Raw genomic sequence first — 12491 nt, 5'->3', positions numbered from 1 at the left:
GCGCGAGCAGTCCCGCGCAAGCGGGTGGAGCCCCCAGCAAAACTGCCCATTTCCGCGTGGAAATGGGCAGTTTTGTGTCTGGTCGCCGAAAAAACTAGACGCCGAGCTCGCGTCCGATGATCTCCTTCATGATCTCGGTGGTGCCACCGAAGATCGTCTGGATCCGTCCGTCGACGTAGGCCCGCGCGACGCGGTACTCCATCATGTAGCCGTAGCCGCCGTGCAGCTGCACGCAGTTGTCGATGACCTTCTTGGCGACCTCGGTAGCCCACCACTTGGCCTTGGCTGCCTCGACCGCGGTCAGCTCACCGTCGACCACGCCCTGGAGGCAGCGGTCGAGGTAGTTCTCGGTGACCTCCAGCTCGGTGTCCATCTCGGCGAGCAGGAACCGGTTGTGCTGGAAGCTGCCGATCGGCTGGCCAAAAGCCTTGCGGTCCTTGGCATACTGCAGCGTCTCCTGGAAGACCGCACGCGCGCCGTAGATCGCCGAGATGGCGATCGAGAGCCGCTCCGAGGGCAGGTTGGTCATCAGGTGGTAGAACCCGCGACCTTCCTTGCCGAGCAGGTTGGCGTTCGGCACCCGCACGTTCTCGAAGTGCAGCTCGGACGTGTCCTGGCTGTGCAGGCCCATCTTGTCGAGCTTGCGGCCGCGCGTGAAGCCCTCCATGCCGCGCTCCACCACGAACAGCGTGAAGCCCTTGTGGCCGGCCTCGGGGTCGGTGCGCGCCACCACGACACACAGGTCGCAGTTGATGCCCGAGGAGATGAACGTCTTGGAGCCGTTGATGATCCAGTCGTCACCGTCACGTACCGCCGAGGTGCGAATGCCGGCCAGGTCGCTGCCTGCGCCCGGTTCGGTCATCGCAACCGCGATGATGGTCTCGCCGCTGGCGATGCCGGGCAGCCAGCGCTGCTTCTGCTCGTCGTTGGTGAGGTCCTTGAAGTACGGGCCGACGACGTCGTTGTGCAGGCTCAGCGCCGGGCCGTGCACACCGGCCCTGGCGATCTCCTCGTCGATGATCGCGTTGAACCGGAAGTCATCCGAACCGCCGCCGCCGAACTCCTCGGGCATGTTGAACCCGATGACGCCGTACTTGCCCGCGGCGGTGTACGCCGACCGGTCGACGATGCGCTCGGTCTCCCACTTCTCGGAATTGGGGACGAGCTCACGCTCGATGTATTCCTTGACCGTCTCCCGGAATGCCTCGTGCTCCGAGGTATAGATCTGTCGCTTCATGGCTTACTTTGCCTTCCAAACAGGTTCGCGCTTCTGCGCGAAGGCCATCGGCCCTTCCTTGGCGTCTTCGGTCTGCAACAGGGTGCTGAATTCGCGGTTGGTGCGCTTCCAGCCGTCCTTGTCGCCGGTGATGACGCCCTCGTCGACGCCGTAGGCGACACGCTTGCTCGCCTGCACGGCCAGTGGCGCGTTGCCCGTGATCCGTTCGGCCAGCTTGAGTGCGGCGTCGACGACGGTGCCGTCCGGCACGACCTGGTTGATCAGGCCCCACCGCAACGCGTCGGCCGACGACATCGGCTCACCCGTGAACAGCAGTTCGTTGGCCACCTTGCGGGGCAGCTGCTCGGCGATGCGGAACACACCGCCGGCACCGGCGATCAGGCCCCGCTTCACCTCGGGCAGACCGAATTTGGCGCTCTCTTCGGCGACGATCAGATCACTGGCCAACGCCAGTTCGGTGCCGCCGCCCAGGGCGGTGCCGTTGACCGCGGCGATGGTCGGCTTGTCGATGAAATGGCTGACGTAGCCGGCGAATCCGTATTCGGGATGCTCGGGGTGGAAGAGGTTCTCGCCCCGGGAGATCGCCTTCAGATCGGCGCCGGCACAGAACGACTTGTCCCCGGATCCGGTGATGACGACGGCGCGGATCTCGGGATCGTTCTGCGCCTGCTCCAACCCGTCGCCTACGGCGATGCTGACCGAGCCGTTGATCGCGTTGCGCGCCTCGGGCCGGTTGATCGTGATGAGCAGTACGTTGCCGCGCTTCTCGACAAGCGCGCCGGGCTGGGTGTCGGTGTCGGTCACAGGAGCTCCAGGATGGTCGCGTTGGCCTGGCCGCCACCCTCGCACATGGTCTGCAGGCCGTACTGAATGTTGTTGTCCCGCATGTGGTACAGCAGCGTGGTCAGGATGCGCGCACCGGAGCCGCCGAGAGGGTGGCCGAGCGCGATGGCGCCGCCGTTGGGGTTGAGGCGCTCCTCGTCGGCGCCGATGTCCTTGAGCCAGGCCATCGGAACCGGAGCGAAGGCCTCGTTGACCTCGAACGCACCGATCTGGTCGACGCTCAGGCCGGACTTGGCCAGTGCCTTCTGGGTGGCCGGGATCGGCGCGGTCAGCATGATGACCGGGTCGGCACCGGCGAGCACCGCGGTGTGCACCTTGGCAAGTGGCTTGAGCCCCAGGTCTTTTGCCTTCTCGGCCGACATGACCAGCAGCGCGGCCGAGCCGTCGGATATCTGGCTGGAGTTACCGGCATGGATCACGCCGTCCTCTTTGAAGGCCGGCTTGATGGCGGCCATGGATTCGACGGTGCCGCCGCGGCGGATGCCACCGTCTTCCAGCACGACGTTGCCATCCTGGTCCTTGATGCCGACGATCTGGTCCTTGAACGCGCCGGCATCCTGTGCGGCCGCGGCCTTCTCGTGCGACCGCAGGGAGAATTCGTCGAGCTGGGTACGCGACAGGCCCCACTGCTCGGCGATCATCTCGGCGCCGACACCCTGGTTGGGGGTCTGCCCGTTGTAGCGCTCCCGGAAGGCCTCCGGGTAGGGGTGGCCGCCGCTGGCCAGCGAGGAGCCCATCGGGGTGCGGGACATCGACTCGACGCCACCGGCGACGACGACGTCGTAGTGCCCGGCGATCACACCGGCGACGGCGAAGTGCAGCGACTGCTGGCTGGAACCGCACTGGCGGTCGACGGTCACGCCGGGAACGGTCTCGGGCCACCCGGCAGTCAGCAGGGCGGTGCGGGCGATGTCGAGGGCCTGCTCACCGGCCTGCATGACGCAGCCCCAGATGACGTCGTCGACGAGGGCGGGGTCGATGCCGGCGCGCTGCACCAGACCGTTGAGCACCTGGGCCGACAGCTCCGACGGATGCACACCGGACAGGGCGCCGTTGCGCTTCCCGACTGGTGACCGGACGGCCTCGACGATGACGGCTTCAGCCATGACTTCTCCTTTGAAGGGTGGGGCGCTACCCCGGTTGGACGCGATTGGGGCACTCGAGGTGAAAATAGACCAGTAGGTTTACTAGGTCAACCTACTGGTTGGTAGACGTCGATGTACCGTTCCCACGGTGAACAGATGGTTTACTGAGTTGTACAGCTGACCATCCGGCCAGCATAAAAGTTGTCTCACCTGGGAGTGTCTGGTGGCTCGAACCACACCGCTGGCGCCGATGATCGGCCCCGACGCGATCGCACCGCAGGCACCGGTCCGTTCCCCGAAGACCGCCGAGCTCGTCGCGGGCACCCTACGGCGCATGGTCGTCGACGGTCAGCTCAAAGAGGGCGACTTCCTGCCCAACGAAGCCGAGCTCATGGAGCATTTCGGGGTCAGCAGGCCGACACTGCGTGAGGCCGTGCGGGTGCTGGAATCCGAGCGCCTGGTCGAGGTCCGCCGTGGCTCGCGTACCGGAGCCCGCGTCCGGGTTCCGGGCCCTGAGATCGTCGCCCGCCCGGCGGGTCTGCTGCTCGAACTCTCCGGCGCCGACATCGCCGACCTCCTGGTTGGACGCGCCGCGATCGAGCCGATGGCCGCCCGCCTGCTCGCCGAGAAGGGCGACGAGGCGGCGATCGCCGAACTGGAGCAGATGCTCGACGAGCACATCCCCAAGGATCATCAGTCGGACCAGCTGGCCGCGACCACGGGCGACTTTCACCGCCGCGTGGTGGAGCTGTCCGGCAACGCCACACTGGGCATCATCGCCGGCATGCTGCACGAAATCACCGTGCGCCACCACGCCTTCCTGTTCAAAGAGCGCCGGCCGGTGTCCAAGACCGACTACGACAAGCTCATGCGGTCCTACCGCAAGCTGATCCAGATCATCCGCTCCGGCGACGGCGATGCCGCCGAGGCACATTGGCGCAAGCACCTCGACACCGCACGCATCCTGATGCTGCAGGACATCGAGAGCGTCAAGGTGCGCGACGTCATGCGCTGAGCCGATTTCCGCCGAGCGTGCGCTCAGATCGGACAATCAGCCCGAATCGCGATCTGAACGCACCGTCGATGCCGATTCGACGTCGTAGACCGGTAGTTCGTCGTCCCAGGGCTGCCGCGTCACCATGTCGGCCACCTTCACATAGCCCCGCTCGAATTCTCCGGTGGCCGCGTCGACGAGCCGGTACTGCTGGGTCTGGTGCTGGATCGGCTGAGCGTCGAGCATCACGATCCGCACCTCCCCCGGCTCGAAGTGGCACCGCTTCTGCAGGGCGGCCACGAGCTGCTCATTGCTCATGTGCCCGTCACCGAAGTTCCAGCCGATGGCCGTGGAGACAATGCGCTCGCCATCGGTCAACACATAGTCGTCCTCGTTGCACCCGGCCATCGCCCGGTGCGCCAGGGTGAACAGTGCCCGGCCGTGAGAGTTGAAGCCGCGGAACGCATATCCCATGTACAGGTACATCTGGGCGACCTCGGGGCTGCCGTAGTACCGCTCCATCTGGGCGGCCGGCATGCTGGCGATCGCGACGATCTTCTTCTCGATCTTCTCCGCAGCCGACGGTTTGACGCACCACAGCGAGGTGTCCCAGTTGCCGGCGTAATAGCGCATACCCGGCAGGAACGAGACCTTGCGCGGGAACAGGTTTCCCAGCACCACGGTTCCTGCGACCACCACGAACAGCACGATCGGCCACGGGCTGTCCAGATCCCCCAGACCCACTCCGGCGTGCCCGACGAACAGCGCCAGCACCGAGAACATCATGAAGACGTTCCACTCCAGGGGCACCCCCATCGGGATGGAGCTCAGGATGCCGAAGTGGAACACCAGCATGACGAAGGCGGCGATCGCCGTCGGCCAGCCCCCGTGGGAGAAGAACAGCACCAACGGAACCAGACCTTCGACGGCGGTGGAGAAATGCGCCATGAAGCGTGACGGCCGGCCGGGCCGGAGGTCATCCGGGAAGTGTTCGAAAAACTTTCGTTTGATCCAACGCGGCCGGAACACCGGGTTGTTGCTCATCATCGTGGAGATGACGAACGGGAAGTGCTTGTTGAGCTTGGAGGTGGCCGCCCCGAGCCAGATCACCATGCACACCAACTTGGCGGCGATGACGATGTCGGCCCCGCTGAACAGGAAGCAGACCGCCAGGGACCCGTACACCTCGCCGCGGGCCGCCAGGAAGATCACCTTGTCGCGCAGACCGGCCACGGCGAGCAGACCGACGATCGCGGCGGTCTGCCAGACCGGCAGCACGCCGATCTCACTGCCGAGTGCCGGGATGGGGCCGGTGCCCTGCGACGCCAACGCCACCACCAGCATCACGAGTAGGGCGCCGTACAGGGCGATGTCGACGAAGCCGCGGCTGTCGCCCTTGGTCAGCGGGACCCGGTCAGGCCACGGTGGGAGCCGAATCGTCTTGGGCCGCAACCAGTACAGGATCGACCCCATCGGCGGGAAGAACCGGTTGTTGAGCGGGCCGAAGCCGCAGCCGAGGCCGATGACCTCGAACAGCATCGTGTAGAACACGACCTTCTGGTAGACGATCGGCTCGGCGTACCAGGACGCGACGTTGGTGAACCCGTCGACGCCGGTGGTCGTCAGCGCGATCAGCCAGGCACCGAGGATGTAGGCCGCGATCTTGACGACGTAGAACAGGTGCAGCGCAACCGGAGTCCCGAAGCCCACCTCGGCCCAGTGCCGCGCCATCGGCCGGATCTTCTCCGCGCGAGTGCCCTTGCTCCACTGCTCGAAGTCGATCTCGGGAGATTCCTGTTTGAGAAAACCCATGCCCGACAGATTAGAACGTGTTCTAGTCCCGGGGTAGTCGTTCTGGCCAGTCAGCGGAACCGCCGAAACTACGGTTTGTGACGAGAAGTGCCGGAATTGCGTCAGAAACCGTAGTGTCAACGCGCCTGATGACGAGCTAAGACTTCACCGGCGGGCGGAAGAAGATCACCAGCTGGCCGATGCCACCGACCAGGCCGAGAACGATCGCGATCGTCAACCCGCACCAGCCGTGCAGCAGGTGGTAGAAGCTGCAGTTGGAGAACAGCAGGTGATCGAGGCTGTAGCGACCCGCACCGGTGCCGGCGATCGCCACCGCGGCCACCGCGAGGATCAGGTTGTACTCCCAACCCTCCTTGACGATGAAGAAGCCGTTGTGCCGGTGCACGGTCCAGGCCGCCACCAGCATCAGCGCCACGAACCCGGCAGCAGGCACCGGCGTCAGCAGGCCCAAAGCCAACCCCAGCCCGGCCGCCAGTTCGGTACTGGCGGCGACCCGGGCGTGGAACATGCCCGGCTTCATGCCGATGCTGTCGAACCATCCCGCGGTGCCGGGGATGCGCCCGCCACCGAAGAACTTGTTGTAGCCGTGTGCGGCCATGGTCAGGCCGAGCACCACGCGCAGGAGCAGGATCGCAGTGTCGTAAGCAGAGGAAGCCATGTAACAGAATCTAGGACATCTGTTAAGCCGCCGCCCAGCCCCCATCCACACTGAGGATCACCCCGTGGATGTTGCCGGCGTCGTCACCGGCCAGAAAAGCGACAGCCGCCGCGACCTCTTCGGGGGTGCTCATCCGACGCGACGGGATGCGGGCCAGCACCGGACCGATCTCATCGGCCACGTCAGCGGCCCGTTCGGTCGCGATCGGTCCGGGTGCCACCGCGTTCACCCGGACCCCGCGCGGGCCGTACTCGACCGCCCACGACTTGGTCAGCGAGTGCACCGCCGCCTTGGTCGACGAGTACAGCGCCGAGCGGTCGCCACCGATCAGCCCGGTGATCGAGCCGACGTTCACCACCGTGCCGTGGCCACGCTCGGCCATGGCCGGCGCCAGCGCCCCGGTCAGCAGGAAGGGGGCGATGACATTCGTCTGATACGACTCCAGCAGGGCCTGCTCGGAGACCTCACCGGTAGGTTCCGGCATCCCCCAGACCCCCGCGTTGTTGACGAGGATGTCGAGCTGCCCGCCGGCAGCCGCAGCGACCTCGCCGGCCTGCTGTGCGAGGCGCTGCACCTCACCCGCCCCGGCCCCGAGGTCGGCGGCGACGAACTCGGCTCGCCCTCCGGAGGCACGGATCTCGGCGACGACGGAGTCGCCGCGTTCCTTGTTGCGGCCGCTGACGATGACGAACGCGCCTTGCCCGGCGAGGGCCTTGGCGATGGCGACACCCAGGCCGCCGGTGGATCCTGTGACAAGTGCTATGCGGCCTTGCAGGCGCGTAGTGTTTGGACTCATGAGTCCAGGTATAGGCCGCTAAAAATGGACCTGCAAGTCCAGAAACTGACCGCCAAGGGCGAGGCCACCCGACGCCGCATCATCGAGGGCGCCGCGTCGGTGATCCGCAGCCACGGGGTGGCCGCCACCACGCTGGACGATATCCGCGCCCACACCCAGACGTCCAAGAGCCAGTTGTTCCACTACTTTCCCGACGGCAAGGACCAACTGCTGCTCGCGGTGGCCGAACGCGAAGCCCAGATGGTGCTGGAGGATCAGCAACCCTACCTCGGCGAGCTCACTTCATGGGCCGCCTGGCAACGCTGGCGCGACGCCGTCGTGGATCGGTACCGGCGTCAAGGGCAGAGCTGCCCGCTGAGTCTGCTGATGTCGGAGATCGGCCGCACCACTCCCGGCGCCCAGGCGGTCACCAAAGCCTTGCTGCGGCAATGGCATGACGAGATCTCAGCAGGCATCCGGCACATGCAGTCGCAGGGCAAGATGGCCGCCGACCTGGATGCCGAAAAGGTGGGCGCCGCACTACTGGCCGGGATCCAGGGTGGGGTCAGCGTGATGCTGGCCTCCGGCGACCTGAGCTACCTCGAGTCCGCGCTGGATGTCGGCATCGCGATGCTGCGTCGCTAGGCCGATCACAACGCCGCTTCGAGCCGCTCGATATACCCGTCGACGTCCCCGATCGCCGACGCTGCCCCGAACACACTGATCGAGATGGTGTCGCCCACGCCCGTGACGCAGTGAGTGAGCCCCACCATCGGCGACAGTCCGGGAAACGCCGCAGCCAGCCGTACCGGCTTACCGCCGAAACCGAAATCCGCGGCGCCGCAGTTCACGCTGGACACCACGGTGTTCCCGGTGACCGTCGCCGAACGTGCGTCGGGATTGAACTGGCCGATCCCCCACCGCAGAAGCGGGGCCGGGGTGGCGGCGAAGGCACGTTCCGAGGCACGCATCGCAGGGTGTGCGGCGCGTTCGCGCCGTGCCGCCAGTTCAGCAGCGATCTCGGCGCGGCGCTGCGACAGCGGCAACGACGGATGCAGGCCCACGCCGACCGTGCCGAAATGGTTGTAGGCCTGGCGTGGACCGGATTTCGCCATGGTCACCTCGGCACCGAGAGTGGCCGGATCCGTCCCGAGCTCACGGAGCTGCCCGGCCAGGGCTTCGGAGATTCCGGCCAGAGCACAGACCGTCACGGTGGCGCCCGAGAGCTGCGCGCGACCGCGGACCACTGTCCGCATACTGCGTACACCCGTCGGGCGGTCGTTGGTCCGGAGGGGAAGGCGCGGTGTCGCGGCCGGCGGCACCCGCCCGGCCTCGGTGTCGGCCACCAATTGCCGGTGCGCCCGGGCCGCTTCGATGCTCCGCCACGGGAGCATCGCCGGGTGGCCGTACACCGGCACCACCGGTGCCACCGCTCCCTGGCGACCGAACATCAGCGCCGCCGGACCGCAGGTTCGTCCACCACCCCCGAGGGCATGCGTGATCTGCAGGACCGCAACGGTGCCGGTACCGACGACACCGGGTATCCCCTCGACTCCCGGGAAGACATGCAGCCGCCACGGCGCCAGCAGCGCATCGAGTTGAGCATCCACCAGTTCGCTCACGGCGGCCAGACAACCCAGCCAGGTCGGCTGATCGAGATCGTGTACCACGAACCGGAATTCGTCGACCGGGGCTGGTACCCAGGCCGGGTAGTGCAGCCGTGCGCTGTCATCGATCCGCTGTGAGAGGTCCGGGCTGGTACGGGCATTGGCAGCCAATTCGGCGAGTGCCCCGGACAGATCGACGGGTACACCGTCGAATCCGTACAGCAGGAACGTGTCGTTGGGCATCCTGGACGACATCCAGAACATCTGTGCATCGACCGCAGTGAGTCGGTTAACCGGCACGTCCGACGAAGTCCAGGATGCGAGCGGCTGTGGCGTCGGGCTGATCGAGTTGCAGGAAGTGGCCACCGGATTCGACGACATGGGTGTCGCTGCCGACGGGCAGCACCTCGCGCACCCACCGGATGTAATCCGGTGCGGCACAGCCGTCATCGGTACCGTGCAGGTACAGCGACGGCAGCACCGGCGGCAACGCCAAGTGCTTGTGCAGCTCGGCGTACCGCGCCGGCGGTTTGCTCATCCGGATCGTGGCCCGGTAGTAGCCCAGCGCGGCGCGCCAGCGGTCCGGGGCCCCGATCGCGGCGTCGACGTGGCGCAGGTCCTCGGCCGCGTCGTATCCGGGCGACCACGCCTTCCACAACCGCGGCACCACCCAGGACGCGGACCGCTCAGGCAGCCAAGGCAATTGGAAGTACATCATGTACCAGCTGCGCAGTGCCTGACGCGGCAGCTGGGCCATCAGCTTGCCCGCGTCGGGCACCCGGCCCAGTGGCTGGAACGAGGCCATCGGCGGTACCGACATGATCACCGCTCGGGTGAACGGGTTGTCCGGCAGCGCGGCCACTCCCGCTGCCGCCATGGCGCCCCAGTCGTGGCCGATGATCACATCGCGCCCCGTCGGTCCGGCGGCCTGCAAGAGGTTCAGCGCGTCGTCCATCAGCGCGGCGACGTGATAGCTGCCGTCGGCGGGAATCGACGAGGGCACGTAGCCGCGCATGAACGGCGCCACCACTTTCCAGCCGGCCTCCGCCAAGATCGGGGCGACTTTGCGCCAACCATAGGCGGTGTCGGGAAACCCGTGTAGGCACAACGCCACCGGGCCGTCATCGGGCCCCCACACCAACGCCCGCAGTTGTACTGCCGGGGTGGCGACATCAATCCAGCGCGGCTCGGTCACAGCGGCACCGGCTCGTACTCGGACATCAGCCATTGGCCACCGTCTTTGACCATTGTCACCCGTGCCACCGACGGGTGCTTCTTCGGCATATCGTCACCGACCTGGACGCTCTGATTGACGAACAGCACCAACTCGACGCGGTCGGGTTTCGCGGTCACCGTCCCCGCCTCCAGTACGTCGGCGACCGCCGCGATCCGCTGCGCGTGCGCGGCCGGGATCACCTCGTTGATCATCGCTGTGTAGGTACCGCGAAATTCACCGGTCATCCGGTCGCGCGCCGCAGTGAGCTGCTGGTCGACGGTTTCGGTCTCATACGACAGCATCTGGGCGGTGATGTCCTTGGCGGCCTGAACCGATTCGACCCGGGCCGTGTCACTTTCGTTCTGCGACACCGTGAGCCAGCGCAGCACCCCGGAGGCCGTCGCCAACACCAACGCGATGACCGCCAGCACGACAGGCAGGCTGACCTGAGCGCGGGCGCGGGCGCGGGATGATCCGGCCTCTTCGGCGGACTCCACCGCCTCGTCGGCTTCTTCGGCTTTGTCCACTTCGTCGGCAGGCTCGACCGATTCCTCGACTGCCGCTTCCACTGGAGTCTCCGCGACTGCCGCCTCCTCGGCGCTGTCCGACCCGGGGCTCGTCTTCTCAAGGCTGACCGGCTCGGCGGCTACGGTCTCGGCAGCTACGGGCTCGGCGCTCTCTGCGGATTCGGCTGCGGCCTTACGACGCCCCGCCGGCGGCATCTTGTGTCGGCCGCTCACTGGATGAACTCCACGTTGGAAACCTTTGCCTTGCCCTCAACATCCTGCACTGTCAACACCATTCGCCACACCTGGGGATCCTGCTCGGGCACGCCCGCATTCGTGGACCGAATGGTCACGGACATGAGCACGTCCGCCTTGTCTTCCGAGTAGGAGTCCAGCGCCGATGCGGTAACAGTGCCCACCGACTTCGACTTGATCTGCTTGACCACGTCCAGGAAGGACTTCGAACGTTTCTCGAAGTCGTCGTAGAACCGGCCGGTCGATGAGTCGAGCACTCGCTGGACATCGTCGTCGGCGTGCTCCCAGTCGATGCTTGTCAGGTTCGTCGCGCCTTGCCGGGCAGTTTCCATGAACATGTCACGTCGCTGCTGTTCCTGATGGACCTGGTAGTAGTCATAGCCGAGCCAACCGGTCAGCGCCACGAGCGCGACGACGAGCACCCCACCGAGAACCGCCGCAGTCTGCGAGCGCAGGAACCGGCGTCGTTCGGGGGCCGCGTGCTCGACCTCGTCCGACTCTTCCTCCGCGGCCTCGCCGTCGGCGTCCTCGTCGGCCTCTTCGGTTTCTTCAGTTTCTTCGGCAGCCGCGGCGTCGGGTTGTGGGGCGGATTGGCTCGGCTCCTCAGCCTCGGTCGGCTCGACCGACTCGGCGTCGGCGCTGTCGTCTGCCATACATCTGCTCCTCGGTGGCACTGCGGTATCGCGCGTGCGACAGCACGCGTGCGGTCCAACGTACGTGGCACCGGTCACACCGTCATCAGCGGTACCGGCAGTCCGGGATACGCCTCGCGGGCGGCCGCCCCTACGTGCTACCGGGCTCTCTGCACGTGATGCGCGCCCCTACTGCGCGCAGCGCAAAGTCCACCGCGGCGGCGCACGCACCGTCCCAATCTCCGTCGGCTCCCAGCCGGGACAACTCATGGCTGACCACTGCGCGGATGGCCGCGGCATCCCGCTCCGGCCTGGTCAGCGGAAACGACGCGTCGTCCAGGCCGCGGCGCAGGAGAGCCGCCAGCGACCGTTCGCGGTCGATCCGCCACTGTTCCTGCCCGGAGAGGTAGCCCTTGGCCGAGCGAACCTCCTCCAGATCCAGCACCAACGCCTGCCCGCGCGTTCGCGCCTCGTGTATCACGTCGAACGACACCCTGATCCACTGCTCGAGCTGATCCGCGGGCGCACCATCGGCGTCGTCGGCGATCTCGTCGAGCCTGCGGCCCAACGCCCTGCCCGCGCTCTGCTGCATCGCCAGGAACAACGCGTCCTTGGATTCGAAGTGGCGATAGAAAGCCCGGGTGGACAGCCCGGCGCGAGCCAGCACCGCCGCGATCGGCACAGCACCGGTGTGGGGCTCGGCCAGGCAGGTGAAGGCGGCCCTGATGATCGCGCGGCGCTCGGCGGCGTCGCGCGCCGCGTCATCCGGCCCGATACCTGGATCAATCCGCACGATTGACGATTCTAGAAACGGCCCGCTTGCACGGGTCGCAGATGCGACGAAAACGCCCCTGGGTAACGTGACTTCCGG

At 66.7% G+C, this 12491-nt stretch carries 13 protein-coding genes; 2 read left to right on the top strand and 11 right to left on the bottom strand.

Translation table 11 applies throughout. The features are described 5' to 3' along the window. Positions 1-94: 94 nt before the first annotated feature. The 3 genes from AB0876_RS05470 to AB0876_RS05460 are packed head-to-tail and all read right to left on the bottom strand — an operon-like array spanning position 95 to position 3186. The gene (locus AB0876_RS05470) at positions 95-1237 is read right to left on the bottom strand and encodes an acyl-CoA dehydrogenase family protein (protein WP_418021697.1); all 1143 of its coding nucleotides are present in this window, start codon (positions 1235-1237) and stop codon (positions 95-97) included. Between the two features lie 3 nt (positions 1238-1240). Further along, complete coding sequence (locus AB0876_RS05465; protein ID WP_491842487.1) at positions 1241-2041, bottom strand: enoyl-CoA hydratase-related protein; 801 nt, start codon at positions 2039-2041, stop codon at positions 1241-1243. Continuing rightward, positions 2038-3186, bottom strand: coding sequence for a thiolase family protein (locus tag AB0876_RS05460; protein ID WP_036448095.1), 1149 nt, complete (start codon positions 3184-3186; stop codon positions 2038-2040). The genes AB0876_RS05465 and AB0876_RS05460 overlap by 4 nt, the downstream gene beginning before the upstream one ends. 202 nt (positions 3187-3388) lie before the next feature. On the opposite strand from AB0876_RS05460, the gene AB0876_RS05455 reads away from it, so the two are divergent. Continuing rightward, a complete protein-coding gene (locus tag AB0876_RS05455; protein WP_491839464.1) occupies positions 3389-4180 on the top strand; it encodes a FadR/GntR family transcriptional regulator in 792 nt (263 codons plus the stop codon). A 36-nt stretch (positions 4181-4216) separates the two neighbouring features. On the opposite strand, the gene AB0876_RS05450 is transcribed toward AB0876_RS05455, so the two are convergent. The 3 genes from AB0876_RS05450 to AB0876_RS05440 all read right to left on the bottom strand — a co-directional run bounded on the left by AB0876_RS05450 (position 4217) and on the right by AB0876_RS05440 (position 7425). Beyond that, complete coding sequence (locus AB0876_RS05450) at positions 4217-5971, bottom strand: DUF3556 domain-containing protein (RefSeq protein ID WP_526041429.1); 1755 nt, start codon at positions 5969-5971, stop codon at positions 4217-4219. 136 nt (positions 5972-6107) lie between these two features. Continuing rightward, entirely contained in the window at positions 6108-6629 is a 522-nt protein-coding gene (locus AB0876_RS05445; RefSeq protein ID WP_491839462.1) for a DoxX family protein, read from the bottom strand. 22 nt (positions 6630-6651) lie between these two features. Then, positions 6652-7425, bottom strand: coding sequence for an SDR family NAD(P)-dependent oxidoreductase (locus AB0876_RS05440; protein WP_526041428.1), 774 nt, complete (start codon positions 7423-7425; stop codon positions 6652-6654). Between the two features lie 24 nt (positions 7426-7449). Here AB0876_RS05440 and AB0876_RS05435 point away from each other — a divergent pair, with 24 nt between their 5' ends. Further along, the gene (locus tag AB0876_RS05435) at positions 7450-8049 is read left to right on the top strand and encodes a TetR/AcrR family transcriptional regulator (RefSeq protein WP_491839460.1); all 600 of its coding nucleotides are present in this window, start codon (positions 7450-7452) and stop codon (positions 8047-8049) included. A gap of 5 nt (positions 8050-8054) precedes the next feature. Here AB0876_RS05435 and AB0876_RS05430 read toward each other — a convergent pair whose 3' ends face one another. The 5 genes from AB0876_RS05430 to AB0876_RS05410 all read right to left on the bottom strand — a co-directional run bounded on the left by AB0876_RS05430 (position 8055) and on the right by AB0876_RS05410 (position 12413). Beyond that, a complete protein-coding gene (locus AB0876_RS05430) occupies positions 8055-9275 on the bottom strand; it encodes a WS/DGAT domain-containing protein (protein WP_526041477.1) in 1221 nt (406 codons plus the stop codon). 25 nt (positions 9276-9300) lie between these two features. Beyond that, the gene (locus AB0876_RS05425; RefSeq protein WP_526041427.1) at positions 9301-10206 is read right to left on the bottom strand and encodes an alpha/beta fold hydrolase; all 906 of its coding nucleotides are present in this window, start codon (positions 10204-10206) and stop codon (positions 9301-9303) included. Then, complete coding sequence (locus tag AB0876_RS05420; protein ID WP_526041426.1) at positions 10203-10967, bottom strand: Rv1363c family protein; 765 nt, start codon at positions 10965-10967, stop codon at positions 10203-10205. Before AB0876_RS05420 ends, AB0876_RS05425 begins: the two co-directional genes overlap by 4 nt. After that, the gene (locus AB0876_RS05415; protein WP_526041425.1) at positions 10964-11641 is read right to left on the bottom strand and encodes an Rv1363c family protein; all 678 of its coding nucleotides are present in this window, start codon (positions 11639-11641) and stop codon (positions 10964-10966) included. Before AB0876_RS05415 ends, AB0876_RS05420 begins: the two co-directional genes overlap by 4 nt. Before the next feature lie 130 nt (positions 11642-11771). Then, positions 11772-12413 carry a TetR/AcrR family transcriptional regulator gene (locus AB0876_RS05410; protein ID WP_526041424.1) on the bottom strand — a complete coding sequence of 214 codons (642 nt, stop codon included), beginning with the start codon at positions 12411-12413 and terminating at the stop codon, positions 11772-11774. Between the last annotated feature and the right edge of the window lie 78 nt (positions 12414-12491).

It is taken from the genome of Mycobacterium sp. NPDC049093 (assembly GCF_040704635.1).
GTDB lineage: Bacteria > Actinomycetota > Actinomycetes > Mycobacteriales > Mycobacteriaceae > Mycobacterium.
This window is presented reverse-complemented; position numbering and strand designations above follow the sequence as displayed.